Annotated in this window: 20 protein-coding genes; 12 read left to right on the top strand and 8 right to left on the bottom strand. The window is 56.2% G+C overall.

Features of this window, described 5'->3' with window-relative positions; genetic code table 11:
• Positions 1-139 precede the first annotated feature (139 nt).
• Positions 140-2,422, top strand: coding sequence for a UvrD-helicase domain-containing protein (locus tag AC3CHX_RS24155; RefSeq protein ID WP_488630513.1), 2,283 nt, complete (start codon positions 140-142; stop codon positions 2,420-2,422).
• Positions 2,423-2,490: 68 nt separating this feature from the next.
• Here AC3CHX_RS24155 and AC3CHX_RS24150 read toward each other — a convergent pair whose 3' ends face one another.
• The 4 genes from AC3CHX_RS24150 to AC3CHX_RS24135 form a co-directional block, all read right to left on the bottom strand.
• Positions 2,491-3,267, bottom strand: coding sequence for a BPSS1780 family membrane protein (locus AC3CHX_RS24150; RefSeq protein ID WP_488630512.1), 777 nt, complete (start codon positions 3,265-3,267; stop codon positions 2,491-2,493).
• A gap of 5 nt (positions 3,268-3,272) precedes the next feature.
• Positions 3,273-4,229, bottom strand: coding sequence for a homoserine kinase (locus tag AC3CHX_RS24145; RefSeq protein ID WP_488630511.1), 957 nt, complete (start codon positions 4,227-4,229; stop codon positions 3,273-3,275).
• A gap of 131 nt (positions 4,230-4,360) precedes the next feature.
• Complete coding sequence (locus tag AC3CHX_RS24140) at positions 4,361-4,825, bottom strand: hypothetical protein (RefSeq protein WP_488630510.1); 465 nt, start codon at positions 4,823-4,825, stop codon at positions 4,361-4,363.
• 137 nt (positions 4,826-4,962) lie between these two features.
• Positions 4,963-5,703, bottom strand: a complete 741-nt coding sequence (locus AC3CHX_RS24135) for an LOG family protein (RefSeq protein ID WP_488630509.1) — start codon at positions 5,701-5,703, stop codon at positions 4,963-4,965.
• Here AC3CHX_RS24135 and polA point away from each other — a divergent pair, their 5' ends adjacent.
• Positions 5,704-8,472 (top strand): DNA polymerase I, encoded by a 2,769-nt coding sequence (polA, locus tag AC3CHX_RS24130; protein WP_488630508.1) that lies wholly within the window; start codon positions 5,704-5,706, stop codon positions 8,470-8,472.
• Between the two features lie 76 nt (positions 8,473-8,548).
• Entirely contained in the window at positions 8,549-9,433 is an 885-nt protein-coding gene (locus AC3CHX_RS24125) for a dienelactone hydrolase family protein (RefSeq protein ID WP_488630507.1), read from the top strand.
• Positions 9,434-9,637: 204 nt separating this feature from the next.
• On the opposite strand, the gene AC3CHX_RS24120 is transcribed toward AC3CHX_RS24125, so the two are convergent.
• From AC3CHX_RS24120 to AC3CHX_RS24110, 3 genes are all read right to left on the bottom strand, one after another.
• Positions 9,638-10,504: a sulfurtransferase gene (locus tag AC3CHX_RS24120; RefSeq protein WP_488630506.1), complete on the bottom strand. Its 867-nt coding sequence runs from the start codon at positions 10,502-10,504 to the stop codon at positions 9,638-9,640.
• A gap of 46 nt (positions 10,505-10,550) precedes the next feature.
• Entirely contained in the window at positions 10,551-11,465 is a 915-nt protein-coding gene (locus tag AC3CHX_RS24115; RefSeq protein ID WP_488630505.1) for a DMT family transporter, read from the bottom strand.
• A 142-nt stretch (positions 11,466-11,607) separates the two neighbouring features.
• Positions 11,608-12,726, bottom strand: a complete 1,119-nt coding sequence (locus AC3CHX_RS24110; protein WP_488630504.1) for an aromatic ring-hydroxylating oxygenase subunit alpha — start codon at positions 12,724-12,726, stop codon at positions 11,608-11,610.
• Positions 12,727-13,099: 373 nt separating this feature from the next.
• On the opposite strand from AC3CHX_RS24110, the gene AC3CHX_RS24105 reads away from it, so the two are divergent.
• The 4 genes from AC3CHX_RS24105 to folE2 all read left to right on the top strand — a co-directional run bounded on the left by AC3CHX_RS24105 (position 13,100) and on the right by folE2 (position 17,098).
• Positions 13,100-13,372 carry an exodeoxyribonuclease VII small subunit gene (locus AC3CHX_RS24105; RefSeq protein WP_488630503.1) on the top strand — a complete coding sequence of 91 codons (273 nt, stop codon included), beginning with the start codon at positions 13,100-13,102 and terminating at the stop codon, positions 13,370-13,372.
• Positions 13,369-14,295, top strand: a complete 927-nt coding sequence (locus tag AC3CHX_RS24100; RefSeq protein ID WP_488630502.1) for a polyprenyl synthetase family protein — start codon at positions 13,369-13,371, stop codon at positions 14,293-14,295. The genes AC3CHX_RS24105 and AC3CHX_RS24100 overlap by 4 nt, the downstream gene beginning before the upstream one ends.
• Positions 14,296-14,300: 5 nt before the next feature.
• The gene (dxs, locus tag AC3CHX_RS24095) at positions 14,301-16,172 is read left to right on the top strand and encodes a 1-deoxy-D-xylulose-5-phosphate synthase (RefSeq protein WP_488630501.1); all 1,872 of its coding nucleotides are present in this window, start codon (positions 14,301-14,303) and stop codon (positions 16,170-16,172) included.
• A 122-nt stretch (positions 16,173-16,294) separates the two neighbouring features.
• On the top strand, positions 16,295-17,098 hold the full coding sequence (gene folE2, locus AC3CHX_RS24090) for a GTP cyclohydrolase FolE2 (protein WP_488630500.1): 804 nt from the start codon (positions 16,295-16,297) through the stop codon (positions 17,096-17,098).
• A 77-nt stretch (positions 17,099-17,175) separates the two neighbouring features.
• Here the strand turns inward: folE2 and AC3CHX_RS24085 are convergent, their stop codons facing one another.
• Positions 17,176-17,733: a cob(I)yrinic acid a,c-diamide adenosyltransferase gene (locus AC3CHX_RS24085; RefSeq protein ID WP_488630499.1), complete on the bottom strand. Its 558-nt coding sequence runs from the start codon at positions 17,731-17,733 to the stop codon at positions 17,176-17,178.
• Positions 17,734-17,844: 111 nt separating this feature from the next.
• On the opposite strand from AC3CHX_RS24085, the gene AC3CHX_RS24080 reads away from it, so the two are divergent.
• The 5 genes from AC3CHX_RS24080 (at position 17,845) to glcF (ending at position 24,246) form a co-directional block, all read left to right on the top strand.
• Complete coding sequence (locus AC3CHX_RS24080; protein ID WP_488630498.1) at positions 17,845-19,254, top strand: FAD-binding oxidoreductase; 1,410 nt, start codon at positions 17,845-17,847, stop codon at positions 19,252-19,254.
• 91 nt (positions 19,255-19,345) lie between these two features.
• Complete coding sequence (locus AC3CHX_RS24075) at positions 19,346-20,233, top strand: LysR substrate-binding domain-containing protein (protein WP_488644917.1); 888 nt, start codon at positions 19,346-19,348, stop codon at positions 20,231-20,233.
• A gap of 185 nt (positions 20,234-20,418) precedes the next feature.
• A complete protein-coding gene (locus AC3CHX_RS24070) occupies positions 20,419-21,915 on the top strand; it encodes an FAD-linked oxidase C-terminal domain-containing protein (RefSeq protein ID WP_488630497.1) in 1,497 nt (498 codons plus the stop codon).
• A 7-nt stretch (positions 21,916-21,922) separates the two neighbouring features.
• Entirely contained in the window at positions 21,923-22,975 is a 1,053-nt protein-coding gene (gene glcE / locus AC3CHX_RS24065; RefSeq protein ID WP_488630496.1) for a glycolate oxidase subunit GlcE, read from the top strand.
• A 35-nt stretch (positions 22,976-23,010) separates the two neighbouring features.
• Positions 23,011-24,246: a glycolate oxidase subunit GlcF gene (gene glcF, locus AC3CHX_RS24060; protein WP_488630495.1), complete on the top strand. Its 1,236-nt coding sequence runs from the start codon at positions 23,011-23,013 to the stop codon at positions 24,244-24,246.
• The last annotated feature ends 39 nt before the right edge of the window (positions 24,247-24,285 follow it).

Here is a 24,285-nt window from a genome sequence, read left to right as displayed (position 1 = left end):
GTAATGTATTTTTGAGTGGGACCGGCAGCGCTGTTGCTAATTGCTAGTGCAGTGCAGCATTTTACGCTTCAGGCGGAATCATTGCTTGCCGAGGCCGTATCTGCGGCGGTTGGGTAGCTGCGAGGCTTATAATGGCGGGATGCAAAATCTCCTTCATAACCTCAATCCCGAACAACTCGCAGCAGTTACCTTACCCGCACAGGCAGCGCTGATTCTTGCCGGCGCCGGATCGGGCAAGACGCGCGTGTTGACCACCCGTATCGCCTGGCTGATTCAAACCGGACAAGTATCGCCATCCGGCGTGCTGGCTGTCACTTTTACCAACAAGGCAGCCAAGGAGATGATGACGCGGTTATCGGCGATGTTGCCGATCAATACACGCGGGATGTGGATCGGGACTTTCCACGGATTGTGCAATCGCCTGTTGCGTGCGCATCATAAGGACGCCGGCCTGGCGTCGACATTTCAGATTCTGGATTCGCAAGACCAGCTATCGGCGATCAAGCGCTTGCTGAAATCGTTGAATGTCGATGATGACAAATATCCGCCGCGCAATTTGATGTACTTTATCAATGGCGCCAAAGATCAGGGTTTGCGTGCCAATGAGGTCGACGCCAACGACGAGTACAACCGCAAGTTTGTCGAGTTGTATGAGTTGTACGACCAGCAATGCCAGCGCGAAGGCGTGGTCGATTTCGCCGAGTTGCTATTGCGTACCTACGAATTGATGAGCCGCAACCAGCCGTTACGCGAACATTATCAGGCCCGCTTTAAACATATCCTGGTGGACGAATTTCAGGATACCAACGACCTGCAATACAAATGGCTGAAATTGATGGCCGGGCAGAATGGCGCCGTGTTTGCGGTCGGTGACGACGATCAAAGTATTTACGCATTTCGTGGCGCCAATGTAGGCAACATGGGCGCCTTCGAGCGTGAATTCCATGTCGAAAACCTGATCAAGCTGGAGCAAAATTATCGCTCGCATGGCCATATTCTGGATACCGCGAATACCCTGATCGCCAACAATAGCAAGCGTCTCGGTAAAAATCTGCGTACTGACGCCGGTCACGGTGAGCCGGTACGGATTTACGAGGCGACCAGCGATTTACAGGAAGCGCAGTGGATTATCGACGAGACCAAGAGCCTGATTAACGACGGCGCTGCGCGCAGTGAAATTGCGGTGCTGTATCGTTCCAATGCACAATCGCGGGTGATTGAACATGCGCTGTTTTCAGCCGGGATTCCGTATCGGGTGTACGGCGGTCAACGCTATTTTGAGCGCGCCGAAGTCAAGCATGCGATCGCGTATCTGCAACTGATGGATAACCCGCACAACGATTCGGCATTTTTACGCGTGGTGAATTTCCCGACCCGGGGTATCGGTGCTCGCTCGCTCGAGCAGTTGCAGGATGCGGCGCGTCAATACGGCATTTCGTTGTACGCGGCAGTGCCGTATGTGGCGGGAAAGGCCGGTGCTTCGCTCGGTGCATTTCTCAAATTGATTGAAGGCGCACGGTTCGAGACGCAGCATTTGCCGTTGCCGGAGATGGTCCAGATCATGCTCGACATGAGCGGCCTGATCACCCATTACCGTAGCGAAAGAGAGGGCGCCGACCGGATCGAAAATCTGGAACAGCTGGTGAATGCTGCGACCCTGTTCGTTTCGGAAGAGGGTTTTGGGAAGGATGCACCCGCACTGCTTGGTCCCAAGGCTGATGCGATGGCAGGCGCTTCGATCACAACTGCTGACGGTATCGAAATCATTGACGCCGACGCCCAACTGGCGACCATCATGTCGCCGCTGTCAGCGTTCCTGTCACACGCCTCTCTGGAGGCGGGCGACAATCAGGCCAAGACCGGACAGGACGCATTGCAACTGATGACGGTCCATTCATCCAAGGGTCTGGAATTCGATGCGGTGTTCATCACCGGTCTGGAAGAAGGTTTGTTCCCGCACGAAAATTCGCAGAAGGAAGATGCCGGCGTTGAAGAGGAACGGCGTCTGATGTACGTCGCCATCACGCGTGCCAAGAAGCGCTTGTACATGAGTTTTTCGCAGACACGGATGCTGCATGGTCAGACGCGTTACAACCTGCGCTCGCGTTTTTTCGACGAGTTGCCGGAGGAGGCGCTCAAGTGGCTGTCAACCAAAATACAAGCGCAGCAACATAACTGGTTCGCGCATCCAAAAGCGGCTTGGGCCGACGAGCCGCAGAATGGTGCGAATAACATCGCTAAAAAATTCGCCAAGAAGGATATCGGCTGGCGCATCGGCGAAAATGTCGCCCATCAAAAATTCGGTGAAGGCGTGATCGTTAACATCGAAGGCAGCGGCGGCAACGCCCGCGCGCATATCAACTTTGGCAAGCACGGGATGAAATTACTGGATTTGACTATCGCCAAGCTGGAGAAGGTTTAGGTCGGCCGGTTTTCCTGAATGCGCGTTACGCCCCGGATCAGCGGGGAGTAACGTGTTCTGAAAACTTGCTATTCCGCCACGTCAGCCACTTCAGGCTTGCCAAATACGTGCGTGTAGGTTGGATAAAACGAGCAGTACATCACCACCGTCAGCACGATCGACAGCGGCAGCAGCACCATGAGCGTAATCGATGCACTGCCTACCAACAGCGCCACCAGCACACTGACGATTGCCGGCAGCAATACGCCGAAAATGATCCACGCCAGTCCATATACCAGGAACGCCTTGGTTTCGCGCTGGACCGCGAAGAAGCTGTAAAAGACCGCCTTCAATACCCCCATTTTTTGCCAGGTAATCAGTGGGGCTGCATACCAGAATGCCATGGCAAACGGCACATACACCGCAGCAGAAAACATCATCGCCAGCGACATGTTGGATTCTTGCGCAGTTTTGGCGTCGAGCGGAATCTGGCCCGTCATCGCTTGCCAGAAGACGCCGCCGTCAATCAGCGCCGACGCCGCAATGGCGATGATTGCGGCCAGCAGATACAAGCAGCCAAGTACCAATAAATTCTTCAATGCCGGCGAACGAAATCCAGTCAGCAGTACGCTTGGGAAGACGCGTTTTTTTTGCTCTATCTGGACGCAGGCCTGCATGAATGCCATCGAAAATACCGGTACCAGAATCAGCGGCAGCAACTGACCCAGCACCGGTACAATCCCGACGGCCAGCATCAGGAACATGTAGGCGAGGAACAGAGTAGAAATTTCGGCGGGTTGTTTGCGGAACAGCGCAAAGCCTTCTTTTACCCAGATCCAGCCGGTTTTTGCAGGCAATTTTTCCATTATATTCAGAACAGGGCCGGAGCCGGGTGAGCTATGCGTTGTCGCAAAATCCGTTCAAAGTGGGTAGGATCGTGCGGCGTCAGCATTTCTGCTGCGCGTGGTAAATAAAAGTCATACAGCCGGGATAGCCAGAAGCGCAATGCGGCAGCGCGCAACATGGGTTGCCAGGCGATTTGCGCATCGCTGCTGAACGGTTGAACTGCGCGGTAACCATCCAGCATTGCAGTTACCCGGGCGACGTCGAGTTCGCCCGTATCGACATCGATACACCAATCGTTGACGGTGACGGCGAGATCGAACAGCCAGGTGTCGCATCCGGCAAAATAAAAATCGAAGAAACCCGATAGCCGGTCACCGTCAAACATCACATTGTTGCGGAACAGATCGGCGTGAACCGGTCCATTGGGCAGGTTTTGATAAGTTTGAGAGGCCGCGAATGCTTCCTGAAACTGCATTTCGGAGCGTAGCAGTTGCCTGGTCTCTTCAGGCAAAAACGGTAACACGACCGGTGTCGTTTCACGCCACCATGAGAGGCCGCGCAAATTTGGCTGGCGGATGGAAAAGTCCTGGGCTGCCAGATGCATTTTTGCCAGCATCGCACCAACTTCGCGACAATGCACGGGTGTCGGCGACATTTGGGATTCGCCTGCCAGTTTGCTCACGATAGCTGCGGGTTTTCCGTGTAGCGCGTTGATGATCGCGCCTTGCCGATTAGCAATCGGGGCCGGCACTGCAACGCCGCGTTGGGCCAGATGGCGCATCAGTTCAAGGTAAAACGGCAATTGTTCGAATGTTAGCTTTTCAAAGACCGTCAGCACGTATTCGCCGGCTTCGGTGTCGATGAAGAAATTGCTGTTTTCGATACCGGACGAAATGCCCTTGATCGCCAGTGCTTTGCCTAGAGGGAATTGCGAAAGCCAGTGACTGAGGTCATCCAGGCTAACCGGAGTAAATACTGCCATGAGAAAAATTCAAAAATGAGAGTTCGGAGTAAAGTCGAAATGACGCGCTAGTTGTAAGGATGCGGTGCAAAGACACGACGTATCGGTCTATGCACCGCATCTTTGCTGTATCGCCACAAAAAGCGGAAAAATTAGTTTTGATTGGCTGGCACTGTCGGCGGCGCTGTCTTGGTATCAGCAGCCTGTGCCTGGCCGGGCTTTGCCGGCTTTTCCTTCTTTTGGCCCCAGTCGAATTCCTTCACTACCCACTGCGCACCATTGGCGGGGGCGCCAGGAATATCGCCGGGCACGGAAGTGCCAACTTGCCTGTTGGGTCTGATGTGATAAGTGCTGCCGCCGCTATGCACCTTGACGTCGGTAACGACGCCTTGCTGACGCTGCTGTGTGATGGCTTCTTCAGGTTTGTTCTCGTTCTTGCGTATCGTAATCGCCGGCGCTTCCCCTTCCTCCAGTTTTTCCATTTCTGGCGGCGGCGGGGCGAGATTTCCTGCTTTTGGCGCATTTGCCGGCTGCTGTGCCTGCACAAATGGCGCTGCAATCGCGGCAGCCGCTGCAATACATAGCGTTGCGACTTGCCAGACTTTGGAGTTGTTCATGGTTTTTGGATGCCGTAGTTGAGCGAAGGTATAAAACCAGTTGAAAAATAACTAGCTAAATGCAATTGCCCCATTGTAGCAAACCGGCTGCGGCGATAGGCACAAGATGTCGGTCTTGGGCCCTTGCCGGTTAATAATTACAACAATGCGCCGGTATGCCGCTCCACGGAATCGGCCAGCGATGTTTCACCTTTGTCATAAAAGTCAAAGACGGCATCGACAATCAGCGCAGGATCATCAATTACCTGAATCAGATCCAGGTCTTTTTCCGCGATCATGCCGGTGGTGACCAATTGTGTGCGGAACCAGTCCAGCAGGCCGGCCCAGAACGTGCTGCCGACCAGAATGATAGGAATATGCCGACACTTGCCGGTTTGGATCAGTGTCAGGACTTCAGTCAGCTCATCCATCGTGCCGAAGCCGCCGGGTAGCACGATGTAGGCATCCGCATGACGCACGAAGGCAACCTTGCGCGCAAAAAAGTGACGGAAACTCAAGGAGATATCCTGCCATTTATTGCTGCTTTGTTCATGCGGGAGTTCAATGTTCAGACCGATGGACGGTGATTTACCTTCAAAAGCGCCTTTGTTGGCAGCCTCCATCAAGCCTGGCCCGCCACCTGAAATGACAGCGAAGCCGGCATCGGAAAAGCGGCGCGCGATGTCGGCGCATAAAGCGTAATACGGGTTGTCCTCTTTAATTCGTGCCGAGCCGAAGATCGAGATTGCCGGGTGCAACTCCGACAGGCGTTCGGTCGACTCGATAAATTCTGCCATAATCGTGAACATATGCCATGATTCGCGCGCCTTCTTAGAGGTGGCGCGTTCGATGTCCGTCACTTGCCGCAACCGCGGCACATTTTTTCCGTTCGATTCCATATGCAAAAAACCCTGCTGTTAGTTGATGGTTCCAGTTATCTCTATCGGGCCTTTCATGCGCTGCCCGACATGCGCAATGCCGCCAACGAGCCAACCGGCGCGTTGTATGGCATCTTAAATATGCTCCGCCGTTTGCGACTCGACTACCCCGCAGCTTACATTGCCTGTGTGTTCGATGCAAAAGGGAAAACATTTCGCGATGATATGTATGCCGATTACAAGGCCACACGCGCTTCGATGCCGGAGGATTTAGTTAAACAGATTACGCCTATTCACGCTGCCGTGCGCGCCATGGGCTGGCCGATACTGATGGTGGATGGGGTCGAAGCCGACGATGTGATCGGTACCTTGACGGTACAGGCGGTCGCCCACGGCATGGAGGCGGTGGTTTCGACCGGCGACAAGGATCTGGCACAGTTGGTGAATCAGCATGTGACGCTGATCAACACGATGAACAACGAGCGGCTCGATCCGCCCGGCGTGGTCGCCAAGTTCGGCGTGCCACCGGAGCGCATCGTCGATTATCTGACCTTGATCGGCGATACCGTCGACAATATTCCCGGTGTTGCCAAGGTTGGTCCGAAGACTGCGGTCAAGTGGCTGGCGCAATACGATACGGTGGATCAAGTCATCGCGAATGCTGCCAGCATCGGCGGTGCAGTCGGTGAAAACCTGCGCAAGGCGGTCGACTGGCTGCCGCAGGCGAAAGCGCTGGTCACCGTCAAGACCGATTGCGATCTGAGCGCACACATGGCGTCATTTCCGGAGTCGCTGGCGGTGTTGCCGCAAGATAAAGACGCATTGATCGAAATCTATACCCGTTACAATTTCAAGACTTGGCTGCGCGAGTTGAGCGCTGATGCGACGGCGACTGCCAGTGCCGGAAAGCCGAATGGCCCTGCGCAAGCGGAAGCCGTCAGCAGCGCAATGCCAGAGGCGCAAAGCAGTTTGTTTCCTGATGTGCAGACGCATTACGAAACGGTATCGACCGAACAGCAACTTGATCGGTGGCTGGCGCTGATTGACGCTGCGCAGTTGACCTCGGTCGATACCGAAACCACCTCACTCGATCCAATGACCGCGCAACTGGTCGGTATTTCGCTGTGTTGCGTAGCCGGTAGCGCTGCTTATATTCCGGTGGCGCATCGCTCGCAGGACAGCCCGCAGCAGTTGTCGCGCGATGTCGTGCTGGCCAAAATGAAGTCATGGCTGGAAGATCCTGACAAGCCAAAGCTGGGGCAGAATCTGAAATACGATAGCCATATTTTTGCCAATCAAGGCGTGACGTTGCGCGGCATCGTGCACGACACCATGCTGGAATCGTATGTGTTCGAATCGCACCGGCCGCATGACATGGACAGCATGGCGTTGCGCCATCTTGGCCATAAAACCATCACTTTTCAGGACGTCTGCGGTAAGGGCGCATCGCAGATCTGTTTCGATGAAGTCGACATCGGTCGTGCCACCGACTATGCGGCTGAAGATGCCGACGTCACATTGCGCCTGCATCAGAGCATGTGGCCGCATATAGAAGGGGATGACAAGCTGCGCTTTATTTACGAAAAAGTCGAAGTGCCGACCGCAGTTGTATTGCAAAAAATCGAGCGTAACGGTGTCCTGATCGATGCCGGTTTACTGGCGGCGCAATCGCATGAATTAGGCAAGCGCATGCTCGAAATCGAGCAGCAGGCCTATACGTTGGCAGGTCAGCCATTCAACCTGAATTCACCGAAACAGTTAGGCGAAATTTTCTTCGAAAAGCTGCAACTGCCGATTGTCAAAAAAACCCCGTCCGGCGCACCGTCGACCGATGAGGAAGTATTGCAAAAGCTGGCGGAAGATTATCCGTTGCCAAAGATTTTGCTCGACTATCGCAGCCTGTCGAAACTGAAGTCGACCTACACCGACAAGTTGCCGAAGATGGTCAACCAGTCCACCGGACGCGTGCATACCAACTACGCGCAGGCGGTGGCGGTCACCGGACGTTTGGCATCCAACGACCCGAATTTGCAAAACATTCCGATCCGCACCGCCGAAGGCCGGCGCATACGCGAAGCCTTCGTCGCACCTGAGAATAGCGTGATCGTATCTGCCGATTATTCGCAAATCGAGCTGCGCATCATGGCGCATATTTCAGGCGACGAAAACATGCTGCGCGCGTTTGCCGATGGCGAAGATATTCACCGCGCCACTGCCGCTGAAATTTTTGGCGTCGCACCGCCGGATGTGAGCAGCGAGCAGCGCCGCTATGCCAAGGTGATTAACTTCGGTTTGATCTACGGCATGAGCGCGTTCGGGCTGGCCGGCAATCTTGGCATCGAGCGTGCGGCGGCACAGATGTATATCGAGAAATATTTCATGCGCTTCTCGGGCGTCAAACAGTTTATGGATGACACGCGTTTGCAAGCCAAGGCGCAAGGTTATGTCGAAACCGTGTTTGGGCGCCGCTTGTGGCTGCCGGAAATCAATTCGCCCAACGGTCCGCGCCGCCAGGGTGCGGAGCGCGCCGCGATTAATGCGCCAATGCAGGGCACTGCCGCCGACTTGATTAAATTGTCGATGATCGCCGTCCAGGATTGGCTCGAAGCGCAGCAGCTGAAATCCAAAATGGTGATGCAGGTACACGATGAATTGGTGCTGGAAGTGCCGCAAGATGAACTGGCGTTAGTGCGCGAAAAATTGCCGCAACTGATGGCTGGTGTCGCAACGTTACGGGTGCCGTTGATTGCCGAAGTCGGGGTTGGCAAGAATTGGGATGAGGCACATTAGCCTTATTGTAATGACCGGGAACCACTGAGATAGATGTCAATCGGAGTGTTTTAACCGCTTTTTGAGGAGAGTCCTGATGCAGAACCTGAACGATGATTTCGATAGTCTGGTCGGAAAGACCCGCTTGTCCGACGATGTTGATCGCCGTACTTTTATCAAGGCTGCCTTGGGTACCGGTTTTGCTGCTGCGGTCTTGCCGGTTTCGGCGCAGACCGTGATCAAGACAGATACGGTTGGCCTTACCGCTGGCTCAGTTGAGGTGCAAATGAATGGCCTGACGGTGCCGGTGTATCGGGCGCAGCCGGAAGGCAAGCGCAATCTGCCGGTGGTGCTGGTGATCTCGGAAATTTTCGGTGTGCATGAACATATCGCAGACATCGCGCGTCGTTTTGCCAAGCTTGGCTATCTGGCGATCGCGCCCGATTTGTTTATTCGTCAGGGAAATCCGGCAGCTTTCGCCTCGATCGCGGAACTGGTGAAAGTGGTGGTTTCGCAGGTGCCGGACGATCAGGTGATCGGCGACCTGGATGCTTGCGTGGCTTGGGCCAAAGAAAACGGCGGCAACGTCGATAAGCTGGGCGTCACTGGATTTTGCTGGGGTGGCCGGATTACCTGGCTATATTGCGGGCACAATCCGAAAGTGAAAGCCGGGGTTGCCTGGTATGGCCGTTTGGTCGGCGACAAGAGTGCGCTGAATCCACAGCAGCCCATCGATATTGCAGCGGCATTGAAAGTGCCGGTGTTGGGCTTGTACGGCGGCAAGGACGACGGCATCCCGCAGGACAGCATTCAGCAAATGAAGGCGGCGTTGGCCAAAGGCAGCAGCAAATCGACATTTGTAGTGTATCCAAATTCGGGCCACGCATTTAATGCGGACTATCGTCCCAGTTACGTCGAAGCGGATGCCAAGGATGGCTGGAAGCGCACGCTGGCCTGGTTTAAGCAGCATGGGGTGAGTTGATTGAGGAGAGTGCGGACCGGCTAGCCATTGCAGCGGCCCGTGGGTGAAGTGACAGTCGGATAAAAAAATAGCACGACGCTATCTATTTGATGTTTATCGATTATGTATGGCTGGAGCTTGCCCCGGCGTCCAGCACGCCCATCACCACGGCTAACGCCCGCAATACCGCGCGGTTGCAAACCGGGATGACGGTCGTGCAGTATTTTACGCGCCGGTAGCCACTGGTCGGCTAGGGTCCGAGCACCATTCGCTCCACGATCCCGGATACAGCGCCGCGCCATGCAGCCCGGCGATTTCCAGTGCCAGCAAATTATGACAAGCCGTTACGCCGGAGCCGCATTGCATCACCGCAGTCTGTGACTGGCTAATGATTTCGTTGAATTCTTCGTGCAACTGGTGACCTGGTTTGAAGCGGGCATCGGCTTGCAGGTTGTCTTTGAAGAACCGATTTTTGGCGCCGGGAATGTGCCCGCCGACCGGGTCCAGGGTTTCGTTTTCTCCGCGAAAGCGATCCGGCGCACGGGCATCAACCAAGGTGCGTTTCGGGTTGGTCAGGTTGTGCAGGACATCATGCGCATCAACGCTGGCGACCAATGTCGGTTTGACGCTGATATTGCCGGCCGCGACTGTCGGCTCGGTGGTCGACAGCGCTTGCCCCTGCGCCAGCCAGGTCGCCAGTCCGCCATCCAGCACCGCGACTGACGCATGGCCGATGGAACGCAGCAGCCACCACAGACGGGCTGCAAACATGCCGCCATGCGCATCGTAAGCAATTACCTGGGTGTCATCGTTAATGCCCCAGCGTCGCAATGTGGCGATCAGGGCATCCTGTTGCGGCAGCGGATGGCGGCCTTTGAACGTGCCATCGGCAGCTTGCTTGGGGCCGGACAAATCCCGATCGAGATCAGCAAAGCGGGCCAGCGGAATATGCCCGGCATCGTACGCTGCGCGACCGGCGTCCGGGTCGGCCAGGTCGTGCCGGCAGTCGACGATGACCCAGTTCGGTTGTTGCGCATTTTGCAGCAGATTGGCAGCTGAAATCAGGGTGGTGTGAGGATGTTTGTTGGGCATGGCAATCTCCTGTTGTTCGTGTCTGTAGCGGTATTACGATTGTATTTTAGCTCGCGATCTCGGCAATCGGTTCTGCCGGACGCACTGGCCGCGCTTGCCGTTGATTATAGAACGTTGCCAGCAAGCCGCCGAGAATGATCACGCCGATGCCCAGCCATCCCAGCCAGCCGAGTTGATCGTGCCAGATTACGATGCCCCAGATACTTGAAAATATGATGCCGGCATATTGCAGATTGGCGCTGAGCAGGGCATTGCCGAGGCGGTAAGCGCGGGTCATCGCTATTTGCGCGACGGTGGCGGACAGACTCAGTATCACCAGCAATGCCACGCCTTTGGCGCTATGCGCATGCCAGAGTGGCACGGTGCCGCCGTAAAAAAGGATGCTGCCGAGCAGGCCGGCAGCGGCACAGGTGCCCGAAAAATAAAACACCACACGGTATTCGGGCTCTCCCAGTTTGCCCAGTTGCCTCACCTGCAAATAGGCCAATGCAGCAATCAAACCGGAAATCAGGGCAACGATGCCGCCCAGCGTTTGATTGGCGTCGATTGAGGGCCGCAGCAATAGTCCGACACCGGCAAAACTTAATGCAATGGTGGTAGCCAGCCGCCATTCAAAGCGCTTGCCGCCACGCCACCAGATACCGATAAACAGCATCACGGCAAGCCAGATCGACGAGGTGTAATTGAGTGTGGTGGCGGTGGCGATCGGCAGCAGGCTGAACGAGTAATACCAGAGCCATAGCGAGCATACGCCGACGACGCCGCGCCAGATATGCTGTCGCGGTAACGGCGTTTTTAATGTGCCGCCGTTGATGCGTATCATGATGACGATGAATAGCATGCCGACCAGGCCGCGGCTGACAACGATTTCCGGGATTGAGTATTGTTCGGAGGCCAGCTTGACGCATACCCCCATGATGGAAAACATGAAGCTGGCGACCAGCATCCAGAGTGATTGCATGGGGGAAAGTGGTTGGTGTGGTTAAGGGCAATTAATAGGAGAGCTGAGAGGACAACTGACCTGAAATACAAGGCGTCGGTCTCTTCAAAAATCGCCGTCTGTCTGGAGGATTCCCGTTAGACGGCGATGTGCAATTGTATCTCTAGCTAACGTTTTGTTCCTGCAGTGGTATCTGGCCGCGATACCACTCATGGAAATGTTGCATGCCATCTTCCATCGGCGATTGATACGGCCCGACTTCACTGGTGCCGCGCGCCATCAGAATGCGGCGACCGGCATCCATGCGCAGCGCGATTTCGTCGTCTTCGACGCAGGTTTCCATGTACGCGGCGCGCTCGGCTTCGACCATTTCGCGTTCAAATAAGGCAATTTCTTCCGGATAGTAGAATTCGACCACATTCGTGGTTTTTTGCGGGCCGCGCGGCCACAAAGTCGATACGACCAGCACGTGCGGATACCATTCGACCATGATGTTCGGATAGAGCGTCAGCCAGATTGCGCCAAATTTCGGCGGTTGGCCATTGCTGAATTTGAGAACCTGTTCTTGCCATTTCCGGTAGGTCGGCGAGCCGGATTTCGCCAGGCCGTGATTCACGCCGACCGTCTGTACGCTGTAATCCTTGCCGAATTCCCACTTGAGATCGTCGCAACTAACGAAGCTGCCCAGGCCCGGATGAAACGGTTCGACGTGATAATCCTCCAGATAAACCTCAATAAAGGTTTTCCAGTTGTAATCGCACTCATGGACTTCGACGTGGTCGAATAGATAATTGCTGAAATCGAGGTCTTTGGTAACACCCAGCCGGTTCAGTTTTTCGCTGACATTGAAGCCATTTTGCTCGAACAGCAGGCCATTCCAGTTTTGCAACGGTGTCGTAGACAGGTTCATACACGGCGTTTCACCGAAATGCGGCGCACCGATCAATTCACCCTTCAGGTCGTAAGTCCAGCGATGCAGCGGACAGACGATGTTACGCGCGTTGCCGCGACCGTCAAACATTTTCGCCTGGCGATGACGACAGACGTTGGAAATCAGTGCTATCCCCTCGGGATTGCGCACTAACATGCGACCTTCGTTTTCCGACGCCAGTGCGGCGTAATCGCCGACATTGGGCACCATCAATTCATGGCCGGCGTAACGCGGGCCATTCTGAAATAGTTGATGGATTTCACGTTTTAACAGCGTTTCGTCAAAATAGACGTTGACCGGAAGTTGCGCGTCGGACCGCGCCAGCTTGGCAAAAGTAGCCAGATCGGACATTCCCGTCCCCAAATTAATCTGCACCAACCTAAGAGAGAAAGAATCCGCAAAAACCTGTGTTCAAGTAATATGAAACGGAAATTTTGGACAGAACCCGCGATTATGCCATATCTGTATGCATTTTTTTGGGGTTTGACTATAAATTAGATGCTAAATACCTAGAAATTCAACGAGTTATAGCTGTTTGCACTAAAATAGCGGACTAAACTTTTAAGAGGCTGGTCAGTTTCTTTGGCCTCAGCTTTGCTGACCCGCAATCAGTCGATGCCAACCGCAGCGCCGGATCCGGAATTGACTTCAGTCAATCAGGTGCCGAGTATGCACGGCAGCGGCTGATGAGGGCAAGAATATATTGAACAGGTTCTATACAACTATGCCAAAGAACGCACTCTCTGCCACTCGTCCGGCCTCATTTGAACAGGCAATGGCTGAATTGGAGCAACTTGTCGCCCAGATGGAAGCCGGCGAGTTGCCGCTGGAAGCGTCCGTTGCCGCCTATAAACGCGGCTCGGAACTGGTTAAATTTTGTGCAGTACAGCTCGACAAGGTCGACAGTCAGGTCAAAGTGCTGGAGGGCGACATGCTGAAGCCATTTGCGACTGCTCAGGATCAGCCTAAGGGGCAAGATAACGGAGTCGACGAATGACGGCTGTGGTTGCAGAGCACATCATGGATAACGCGGCAGGGTTTGGCGACTGGATGCGCCAGGTGCAAGCCACCATGGAAACCGCATTGGCAACATTTTTGCCGGCGGAAACCAGTGTTCCGACGCGTTTGCATCAGGCCATGCGCTACGCGGTGCTGGATGGCGGTAAACGGGTGCGGCCGCTGCTGGCGTTTGCTGCCGGCGAATTGTTTGATGCGCCGAGCGCTACGCTACAACGCGCGGCGGCGGCAGTTGAAATGATTCATGCATATTCGCTGGTGCATGACGATATGCCGTGTATGGACGACGATGCGTTGCGCCGCGGCAAGCCGACCGTGCATGTGGAATACGACGAAGCCACTGCGCTGCTGGTTGGCGACGCTTTGCAGTCACAGGCATTTATCGTGTTGTCGGACATCGCCGACGGTGTCGAACCGCTGCGCCAGATCGCCATGTTGCGCTTGCTGGCGCAGGCTTCGGGATCGCTGGGCATGTGTGGCGGCCAGGCGATTGATCTGGCCAGCGTTGGCCTGAATCTGTCGCTAGATGAACTGGAATTGATGCACAGGCTGAAAACCGGCGCATTATTGCGTGCTTCGGTGCTGCTGGGAGCCATCAGCGGCAAGACATTGTCAGCGGCAGAAACGCAGTCGCTGGAAGCGTATGGCACGGCGATTGGATTGGCGTTTCAGGTGGTCGACGATATCCTTGACGCGACTGCCGATTCGGCTACGCTAGGCAAGACAGCGGGCAAAGACGCCGCGGATAATAAACCGACTTATGTTTCGATCCTGGGCTTGCCGGAATCGCAGGCATTGGCGGAAAAATTGCGCAACGACGCCCACCTGGCAGTTGCGCCCTTTGGAGACAAGGCACGTCGTCTGCGTGAATTGGCAGACCTGATCGTGCAGCGGAAAGCTTAAGCCTCATGAAATTACTTAACAACATCAATAGCCCGGCCGACTTGCGCCGACTGACACGTGCGCAACTGAGGCCGCTGGCGGATGAATTACGCGAATTCGTCATCGATTCGGTGTCGAAAACCGGCGGTCATTTGTCGTCGAATCTGGGTACCGTCGAGCTGACAATCGCGCTGCACTACGTTTTTAATACACCCGAAGACCGGGTGGTCTGGGACGTCGGTCATCAAACCTACCCGCACAAAATTCTGACGGGTCGTCGCGACCAGATGAATACCTTGCGCCAGTTTGAAGGTATTTCCGGCTTTCCTCGACGTGATGAAAGTGAGTACGATACGTTTGGCACGGCGCACTCGTCGACCTCGATTTCGGCGGCACTCGGGATGGCGCTGGCAGCCAGGACCAAAGGTGAAACCGATCGTCACGCGATTGCTGTGATTGGCGATGGCGCCATGACCGCCGGGATGGTGTTCGAAGCGATGAACAACGCCGGGGTGTATGACGATATCAATTTGCTGGTGATTCTGAATGACAACGATATGTCGATCTCGCCACCGGTCGGTGCGTTGAATCGTTATCTGGCGCGTTTGATGTCCGGCCAGTTTTACGCCAAGGCCAAGAACGTCGGTAAGTCGATGCTGCCGGCACCCGTGTTGCAATTGGCCAAGCGCTTTGAAGAACACGCCAAGGGCATGGTGGTGCCTGCCACCATGTTTGAGGAATTGGGTTTTAACTATATCGGCCCGATTGATGGTCATGATCTGGAATCGCTGATTCCGACGCTGCAAAACCTGAAGCATCTGAAAGGCCCACAATTCCTGCATGTGGTGACCAAAAAAGGACAGGGCTACAAGCTGGCGGAGGCTGATCCGGTGCTGTATCACGGCCCGGGAAAATTCAATCCGGCCGAAGGCATCAAGCCCGCGACTTCCAGCAAGATGACCTACACCCAGGTGTTTAGCGACTGGTTGTGCGACATGGCGGCGCAGGACGATAAGCTGATCGGCATCACGCCGGCGATGGCCGGCGGTTCCGGCCTGGTGGAGTTTGAGCAGCGTTTCCCCGCCCGTTACTACGACGTCGGCATCGCCGAACAGCACGCAGTGACCTTTGCGGCCGGTCTCGCCTGCGAAGGCTTGAAGCCGGTCGTGGCGATTTACTCGACCTTCTTGCAGCGTGCCTACGATCAGCTGATACACGACGTTGCGTTGCAAAACCTGGATGTGACGTTCGCGCTGGATCGTGCCGGCCTGGTCGGTGCGGATGGCGCCACCCATGCCGGCAATTACGACATCGCCTATTTGCGCTGCATCCCGAATATGGTGGTGATGGCGGCCTCCGATGAAAATGAATGCCGTCGGATGTTGACTACCGCCTACCAATACGCAGGACCGGCTGCCGTGCGCTATCCGCGTGGCGTCGGGGTCGGTGCCGTGATCGACAAGGCACTTACCGCGCTGCCGTTTGGCAAAGGCGAAATGCGCCGTCAAGGCAAGGGCATTGCGATTCTGGCCTTTGGCACCATGCTGGCGCCAAGTCTGGGCGCGGCTGCTTCCTTGAACGCCAGCGTCGCCAACATGCGCTTTGTCAAACCGCTGGATGTTGAGTTGTTGCTTGAACTGGCAAAAACCCATGACGCCCTGGTCACGGTCGAAGAGGGTTCCATCATGGGCGGTGCGGGTGCCGCAGTGGCAGAAGCGCTGGCCGCCGCGGGATGTGTCAAGCCGCTCTTGAATTTGGGCTTGCCGGACCGATTTATCGATCACGGCGATGTCACGCAACTGCTGGCGATGTGCGGATTGAATGCAGAAGGTATTGCAGCGAGCATCCGCCAGCGTTTTGGTAACGATGCGCCCCGTTTGGTGGTGAATCAGAACTAAGCACAACTCCGCATGCCGCGGGGTTCCCGGCGATACATCGGCCACACTGCAATCAACATCCGTCAAATATAAAGGCTGCTGCGGCAGCCTTTACGCAATTTTACTCAACAGGTAACCCATACATGAATACCCGCGACCGCAATCTGACGATTCCCGATGTGCAAAGCACGCTTGATACCCGACATCTTGCGATACAGCGCGTTGGCGTCAAAGCGGTGCGTTATCCGGTAACGGTCAAGACCGCTGCTGCGCCATTGTCGACCGTCGGCAGCTGGAATATGTATGTGCATCTCCCGGAACAGCAGAAGGGCACCCACATGTCGCGTTTTATCGCGCTGCTGGACGGCCTGGAAGGCGCGTTGGATGTCAGCGCGTTTGGCGACTTGATGCGCAAGATGGTCAGCCTGCTGGACGCAGAATCGGGTCGTATCGAACTGACCTTCCCTTATTTCATCAACAAGACCGCGCCAGTCTCCGGCGTGCAGAGCCTGATGGATTACGAAGTCGGCCTGACCGGTGACATCCGGCACGGCGTGCTGGAAGTGACCTTGAAAGTGCTGGTGCCGGTGACCAGCTTGTGCCCATGCTCGAAACAGATTTCGGCGTATGGTGCGCATAACCAGCGTTCACACATCACGGTGAATGCGGTGCTGGACGGCGAGATTCTGGTCGATGAACTGATTGCCCGTATCGAAGCCCAGGCATCGTGCGAACTGTTCGGCTTGCTGAAGCGTCCGGACGAAAAATATGTCACCGAACGCGCTTACGACAATCCTAAATTTGTTGAAGACCTGGTGCGTGACGTGGCGGTGGCATTGAACGCGGAACCACGTATCGTGGCCTATGTCCTGGAAGCAGAAAACTTTGAGTCGATTCATAACCACTCGGCCTATGCGCTGATTGAGCACGATAAACGCGTGCAGTGATGCGATATGCAATTCTTGCAATAAAAAAGCGACGTTAACGTCGCTTTTTTATTGCCGGAAAAACCTGGTTAATATGACTAAACATCAGTGCGCCGAGGATTGTTCCAAAGGATGTCGCTACCCCCATCCAGTCGATTCAATACCCGCGACAGCACGAATAACAAATCCGACAGCCGGTTCACATACTGCCGTACCGGCGCATTCACGGTCTCCGCTTTGCCCAGCGTCACGATGCTGCGCTCTGCGCGCCGGCAAACCGTACGGCAGACGTGCGCCAGCGCGGCAGTGCGGGCGCCGCCGGGTAAAATGAATTCTCGCAGGGGCGGCAAGTCTGCATTGTATTTTTCCAGCAGTGCATCCAGTTGCGCCACCTGGGTAGCGCTGATTAGCACGTAACCGGGGATGCACAACTCGCCGCCGAGATCGAACAAATCATGCTGAATGGCCAGCAAATCATCGCGCAATGGCGGCGGCAATACCTCACACAGTAAAACGCCGAGTTGCGAGTTCAACTCGTCGACGTCACCGATTGCATGGATGCGCAGGCTGTCTTTTTCGGTGCGGCTGCCATCACCGAGGCCGGTGCTGCCGTTGTCGCCGGTGCGGGTGGCTATTTTTGAGAGTCGATTGCCCATGGTTGCCAAATCAGGAGGGGAAAACAGCACTTTACACCAGTAGCGCGATAGCTTTACAAATTCCCGGTGTCTGCCATCGGAGAGTAAAATTCACCAAAACGGAGGACTTCCATGAACCATATAGTTGAAATGGCAGCGTTGAAAAAACCGCTGCCCGAAGCGTTACTGGCGGGCCTCAAGACTTTATTCGGCGAGCGCCTTTCCACCACCCAGGCCATGCGCGAACATCATGGCCGCGACGAATCGTCGTACGACCCGATGTTGCCGGATGCGGTGGTTTTTGCCGAGTCGACCGAAGATGTCGCGGCCACCGTCAAGCTGTGCAGCGCCCATCAAATCCCGGTCATCCCGTATGGTTCCGGCACTTCGCTGGAGGGCCACATATTGGCGCTGCAAGGCGGTATTTCGATCGACTTGTCACGCATGAACCGGGTGCTGGCGATTCATGCGGAGGATCTGACCGCGACTGTGCAGGCAGGCGTTACGCGCAAGCAGATCAACCATGAAATCAAGGATAGCGGACTATTCTTTCCAATTGATCCGGGTGCCGATGCGTCGCTCGGCGGCATGGCGGCGACCCGCGCCTCCGGTACCAACGCAGTGCGCTACGGCACCATGCGTGAAAACACCCTGGCGCTCACCGTCGTCACAGCGGACGGCCGCATTATCAAGACCGGCACGCGCGCCAAAAAATCAGCCGCCGGCTACGACCTGACACGCATCTTTGTCGGCAGCGAAGGCACGCTGGGGATCATTACCGAGGTGACGGTCCGACTGTATCCGCAGCCGGAAGCGATTTCCGCTGCGGTGTGTTCGTTCGCCAGCATAGCCGATGCCGTGAATGCGGTGATTCAGATCATTCAGTTAGGTGTGCCGGTAGCACGGGTCGAATTTCTCGACGAGAACAGCGTCAAGGCGATTAACGCCCACGCCAGGCTGGGGTTGCCTGAAAAGCCGCTATTGCTGTTTGAATTCCACGGCAGTGATAACGGCGTCAAGGAACAGGCTGGACTGGTGCAGGCGGTGGTCGATGAACATCATGCGATCGGCTTCGAATGGGCGACCCAGCCGGAAGATCGTTCGCGCCTGTGGGCTGCGCGCCACAACGCTTTCTTCGCGTTGTTGCAGCTGCGTCCCGGTGCCCGCGTCATTTCAACCGATTGCTGCGTACCGATTTCGCGTCTGGCAGAGTGCATGCTGGCGACCAAAGCCGATTGTGACGCGCACCGCATGATTTATTCGATACTCGGTCACGTCGGCGATGGCAATTTCCATGTGCAAATGCTGGTGGATGCAGGCAATCCGGAAGAGATCGCGTGCGCCGAGGGTGTCAATGGGCGGATGGTGGCGCTGGCGCTCTCGATGGATGGAACCTGTACCGGCGAACATGGCGTCGGCTTGCACAAGATGGACTTTCTGATTGCCGAACATGGCGAGGGGGCGATTGAGAGCATGCGCGCATTGAAGCATGCGTTCGATCCGAACAACATCATGAATCCGGGAAAAATCATCCGTTGGTAAAGCTTGCAAAAGCGCTGTGACCTGATTTTTTGAAAAGTAGGCCTGAAATGCTGAACGGTTTCGTTAAGGAAACATGCTAAACAAGTCCTCCATCGCGACCCGCTTGCCGCCGGTCCATGCACTCTCCGCATTTGAAGCGGCAGCCCGCCACAACTCGTTTGCGCTGGCCGCAGAAGAGCTGTGTATCACGCCGTCGGCGCTATCGCACCGGATTCGCCTGCTGGAGGATTTTGTCGGCGAGCGGCTGTTCAGTCGCGAGGGGCGTACCGTCAGCTTGTCGGAATTCGGCCGTCGTTATCTGGACGTGGTGCGCAGCGCGTTGCGCACGCTGATCGAGTTTCCGATGCCGCATCGCAGTGCGCAGGCGCAGCCGCGCGTCAAGATCACCGTGCCGCCGACCTTTGCGCGCCATTTGCTGATTCCCTATCTGGGCAGTTTCATTGCACAGTATCCGGATATCGTGGTGGAGATATTCATGTCGGTCCCGCTCTACGATCTGAGTCTGTCGGAGAGCGATATTGAAGTGCGCTTCGGCGCCGGGAAATATCCCAATACCACGACCGAAAAGTTGTTCGAAGAGCCTGCATTTGCGGTCGCCACGCCAGACTATCTGAGACAGATTGGCGGCATCAGGACGCCGGCGGACTTGCGCAAGGCAACCTTGTTGCGCTCGGCGCTGGAGCCGTGGCAGCCATGGTTCGAAGCCGCCGGACTGGATTGGCCAGAGCCGTCCTCGGGTTTGCGTGCCGACGATCTGGGACTGTTGCTGGAATTGATCCGCCACGGCTACGGGGTCGGTTTGACGCGCAAGCACTTTGCGCAAAAAATGATTGCCGATGGTGAGCTGGTCCAATTATTTGATATCAGCCTGACCTCGCCGCCGCATGCTTACTATCTGGTGTACGAACAAAAACCGTATGAACGCCCCGAAGTGACGATTTTTATCGACTGGATAAAAAAGACTTTCAGCCAGCTCTGAGCAACATAGCTTGAAAACATTTCATCTGAACCGCACAAGCTTTTCAACTGCAAAACCGATATAAGCACGCTAGAGGAATCGCATTCTCGCTATACTTCCTGATACATATTGAGCGCTTTGCTTGAGGCTGCCGCCGACCTCAAGTAACCCTCCAATCAGCTACAGGCAAGTCGCATAGGAATCGCATGAGCGCCCCCGCAGAGTCTTCAGCCGCACCATCCTTCGCTGCACGTCAACGTCAGGTCGCCGCCGCCTTGCGCACCTTGCTGCCGGCACACGCGGTATTGTTCAATGAAGAAGATACCCGTCCGTACGAATGCGATGGCCTGGCGGCATACCGGCAACTACCGATGGTGGTTGCGCTGCCCGAAAACGAGGCGCAAGTCGTGGCGGTTCTCAACACCTGCCGCGATCTGAAAGTACCGATCGTGCCGCGCGGCGCCGGTACCGGCCTGTCCGGCGGCGCGATGCCGATTGCCGATGGCGTGGTGGTGTCGACGGCGAAACTGAACCGTATCGTCAGCATGGATGCGTATGCGCGGACTGCCGTGGTGCAACCGGGGGTGCGCAATCTGGCGATTTCCGATGCCGCCGCCGCCCATGGCTTGTATTACGCGCCGGACCCTTCGTCGCAAATCGCCTGCACCATAGGCGGCAACGTCGCCGAAAATTCCGGCGGCGTCCACTGCCTTAAATATGGACTCACCGTGCACAACGTGATGCGTGTGCGGATGGTCACGATCGACGGCAACATCGTCGAACTCGGCGGCGGCGCACTGGACGCGCCCGGCCTGGATTTGCTGGCGGTGTTTATCGGCTCTGAAGGCATGCTCGGGATCGTCACCGAAGTCACCGTCAGGCTGATCCCGAAACCGCAACTGGCGCGGGTCATCATGGCGTCGTTTGACGATGTGGTAAAAAGCGGCAACGCGGTCGCCAACGTCATCGCCGCAGGGATCATTCCGGCCGGTCTGGAGATGATGGATAGAACCAGTTCACGCATGGTCGAGCCGTTTGTCAAAGCCGGTTACGACACCGATGCGGCGGCGATTCTGTTATGCGAATCGGATGGCACCACCGAAGAAGTGGAAGAAGAAATCGGCCGCATGCGCGAGGTACTCAACGTCAGCGGTGCGACCCGGATTGAAGTCTCGCAATCGGAAGCGGAGCGGCTGCGCTTCTGGTCCGGACGCAAGAACGCGTTCCCGGCGGCGGGACGTATTTCACCTGACTATTACTGTATGGACGGCACCATTCCGCGTAAAAATCTGGCGCAGGTATTGCTACGCATCGAACAGATGGAAATCAAATACGGCCTGCGCTGTGCCAACGTATTTCATGCCGGCGACGGCAATCTGCATCCGCTGATTTTGTTCGACGCAAATCTGGATGGCGAATTCCACCGGGCGGAAGCGTTCGGTGCCGAGATACTGGAGTTGTGTGTCGAGGTTGGCGGCACCATCACCGGCGAACACGGCGTCGGCATCGAAAAAATCAATTCGATGTGTGTGCAATTTTCAGCACTGGAGCGTGAGGCATTCTTTGGCGTCAAGCGCGCGTTCGATACCGCATTTCTATTGAATCCGGATAAGGCGATTCCGACCTTACAGCGTTGCGCCGAATACGGAAAAATGCACGTGCAACGCGGACAAATCAAATTCCCCGACTTGCCGAGATTCTAACGAGACCATGAGCGTACAAAAATTCAAGGATCAAATTCTGGCAGCACGCAGTGCCGGCAGCGCAGTGCAAATTCGCGGCGGCGGCAGCAAAGACTGGTACGGCCAGCTGCCGCACGGCGACATACTCGACACGCGCACGCATAGCGGGATCATCGACTACGAGCCGACAGAGCTGGTGATCAGCGCGCGCTGCGGGACCCCGTTGGCCGAGGTTGAAGCCGTGCTGGCAGAGCGTCATCAGCTGCTGGCATTTGAACCGCCGCATTTCGGTGCCGGCGCGACCTTGGGCGGCATGGTTGCCAGTGGCTTGTCCGGCCCTTCCCGTCAGGCCGTCGGCGCCGTGCGTGACTTTATGTTGGGCGCGGTACTGATGGATGGCAAGGGCGATGTCTTGCACTTTGGCGGGCAAGTCATGAAGAACGTCGCCGGTTACGACGTCTCGCGTTTGCTCACCGGCTCACTCGGCACACTGGGTTTGATACTCGAAGTCTCGTTGAAAGTCCTGCCGCGACCGGTTGCCGTCAGCAGCCGGCGCTTTGCAGTAGCGGAGACCGAAGCGATACGCTGGTTGAACGAATGGGGCGGTCAACCGCTGCCGGTTTCCGCGAGTTGCTGGTGCGATGGCGTGTTGACGATTCGGCTATCAGGCGCGCAAGCCGCGGTCAGTGCCGCAGAGAAAAAAATGGGCGGTGAGGCAGTGGCAGGCGCCGACGCGTTCTGGCATGGCGTGCGTGAACAGACCCACGCATTTTTTGATGTAGCCTCATCGCTATGGCGTTTGTCCGTGCCATCGGTGACCCCACCATTGGGTTTGCCGGGGACTACGCTAATCGAATGGGGCGGGGCGCAACGCTGGCTAGTCACCGATGCCGATCCCGTGGCAATACGTGCCGCAGCGAGTGCCAGCGGCGGTCATGCGATCTTGTATCGGGGCGGCGATAAAAGTGACGGTGTATTCCAGCCTTTAGCGCCTGCCATCGCGCAAATTCATCACCATCTGAAAGCCTCGTTTGATCCGGCGGGAATTTTTAATCCGGGGCGGATGTATCCGGATTTGTAGGATGGACGTGGCGTTACTCGCAATCACAGGATTATATGCAAACCAATTTAGCAGCATTCATCAAGGACACCCGCGAAGGCCAGGAAGCCGAGGCGATTTTGCGCGCCTGTGTGCACTGCGGATTTTGTACCGCAACCTGCCCCACGTATCAGTTGCTGGGCGATGAGCTGGATGGCCCGCGTGGACGGATTTATCTGATCAAGCAGGTGTTGGAGGGACAGCAAGCCACGGCCAAGACCCAGCTTCATCTGGACCGCTGCCTGACCTGCCGGAATTGCGAATCGACCTGCCCGTCCGGCGTCGAATATGGACGACTGCTGGATATCGGCCGCAAGGTGGTTGACGATCAGGTGCCTAGGCCGTTGGAACAGCGCGTTACCCGGAATGCATTGAAGCAACTATTGCCGCGCCAGTGGCTATTTACGCCAGCGTTTAAGGCCGGGCAAATGTTGCGCTCCTGGTTGCCGCAAAAACTGAAAGTTAAAGTACCGGCAAAGCAGGCAGCCGGCCGCTGGCCGCAGCGCCGGCATGCGCGCAAAATGCTGCTGCTCGATGGCTGCGTACAGCCGGCGATGGCGCCGAATATCAACAGCGCTACTGCGAGGGTATTGGATGCGCTGGAGGTTGAGGTATTGATTGCGCCCAAGGCCGGCTGTTGCGGCGCGCTTCGTTATCACCTGAATGATCAGGACGGCGGCCTGGAGGATATGCGTCGGAATATCGATGCATGGTGGCCATATGTCGATGGCAGCAACGGGCAAAAAATCGAAGCAATTGTGATGACCGCGTCCGGTTGCGGCGTCACCGTCAAGGAATACGGCCACTTATTGGCAGGCGATGCCGCCTACGCCGAAAAAGCCAGGAAAATATCCGCGCTGACGCGCGATCTGAGCGAAATTCTGCCGGCGTTCGAGACGCAATTGCTCGCCAGGCTAAAAGGAAAAATCAGCCAGCGTATCGCCTATCACCCGCCATGTACTTTGCAGCACGGTCAACAGATACGCGGCAAGGTCGAGGGCCTGTTGCGCAGCGCAGGTGTCGACGTGCAGCTGTGCGCCGACAGCCATTTGTGTTGCGGTTCGGCAGGGACGTATTCGGTGCTGCAACCGGAACTCTCGTATCAATTGCGTGACAACAAATTGCGCAATTTGCAGGCGACGCAGCCGGACATGATCGTGTCGGCGAATATCGGATGCCTGACGCATTTGCAGTCGGGGACGGCGACGCCGGTGAAGCATTGGATTGAGTTGCTGGACCAGGCGTTGCAATAGGCGCCCGAACGTTGAGGTGCAGCCGGCGCCTGGGCAAGC

It is taken from the genome of Glaciimonas sp. OK215, assembly GCF_057787885.1.
Note: the sequence above shows the minus strand (reverse complement) of the source record. Positions and strands in the feature narration are given on the sequence as shown.

Excerpts from the sequence above, each read along its gene's own strand:
- AC3CHX_RS24145 (WP_488630511.1), bottom strand. The coding sequence starts at position 4,229 with ATGGCAGTATTTACTCCGGTTAGCCTGGATGACCTCAGTCACTGGCTT.
- glcF (WP_488630495.1), top strand. The coding sequence starts at position 23,011 with ATGCAAACCAATTTAGCAGCATTCATCAAGGACACCCGCGAAGGCCAG.
- AC3CHX_RS24105 (WP_488630503.1), top strand. The coding sequence starts at position 13,100 with ATGCCAAAGAACGCACTCTCTGCCACTCGTCCGGCCTCATTTGAACAG.
- AC3CHX_RS24120 (WP_488630506.1), bottom strand. The coding sequence starts at position 10,504 with ATGCCCAACAAACATCCTCACACCACCCTGATTTCAGCTGCCAATCTG.
- AC3CHX_RS24140 (WP_488630510.1), bottom strand. The coding sequence starts at position 4,825 with ATGAACAACTCCAAAGTCTGGCAAGTCGCAACGCTATGTATTGCAGCG.
- polA (WP_488630508.1), top strand. The coding sequence starts at position 5,704 with ATGCAAAAAACCCTGCTGTTAGTTGATGGTTCCAGTTATCTCTATCGG.
- AC3CHX_RS24085 (WP_488630499.1), bottom strand. The coding sequence starts at position 17,733 with ATGGGCAATCGACTCTCAAAAATAGCCACCCGCACCGGCGACAACGGC.
- AC3CHX_RS24110 (WP_488630504.1), bottom strand. The coding sequence starts at position 12,726 with ATGTCCGATCTGGCTACTTTTGCCAAGCTGGCGCGGTCCGACGCGCAA.
- folE2 (WP_488630500.1), top strand. The coding sequence starts at position 16,295 with ATGAATACCCGCGACCGCAATCTGACGATTCCCGATGTGCAAAGCACG.
- glcE (WP_488630496.1), top strand. The coding sequence starts at position 21,923 with ATGAGCGTACAAAAATTCAAGGATCAAATTCTGGCAGCACGCAGTGCC.
- dxs (WP_488630501.1), top strand. The coding sequence starts at position 14,301 with ATGAAATTACTTAACAACATCAATAGCCCGGCCGACTTGCGCCGACTG.
- AC3CHX_RS24155 (WP_488630513.1), top strand. The coding sequence starts at position 140 with ATGCAAAATCTCCTTCATAACCTCAATCCCGAACAACTCGCAGCAGTT.
- AC3CHX_RS24135 (WP_488630509.1), bottom strand. The coding sequence starts at position 5,703 with ATGGAATCGAACGGAAAAAATGTGCCGCGGTTGCGGCAAGTGACGGAC.
- AC3CHX_RS24125 (WP_488630507.1), top strand. The coding sequence starts at position 8,549 with ATGCAGAACCTGAACGATGATTTCGATAGTCTGGTCGGAAAGACCCGC.
- AC3CHX_RS24070 (WP_488630497.1), top strand. The coding sequence starts at position 20,419 with ATGAGCGCCCCCGCAGAGTCTTCAGCCGCACCATCCTTCGCTGCACGT.
- AC3CHX_RS24115 (WP_488630505.1), bottom strand. The coding sequence starts at position 11,465 with ATGCAATCACTCTGGATGCTGGTCGCCAGCTTCATGTTTTCCATCATG.
- AC3CHX_RS24100 (WP_488630502.1), top strand. The coding sequence starts at position 13,369 with ATGACGGCTGTGGTTGCAGAGCACATCATGGATAACGCGGCAGGGTTT.
- AC3CHX_RS24080 (WP_488630498.1), top strand. The coding sequence starts at position 17,845 with ATGAACCATATAGTTGAAATGGCAGCGTTGAAAAAACCGCTGCCCGAA.
- AC3CHX_RS24150 (WP_488630512.1), bottom strand. The coding sequence starts at position 3,267 with ATGGAAAAATTGCCTGCAAAAACCGGCTGGATCTGGGTAAAAGAAGGC.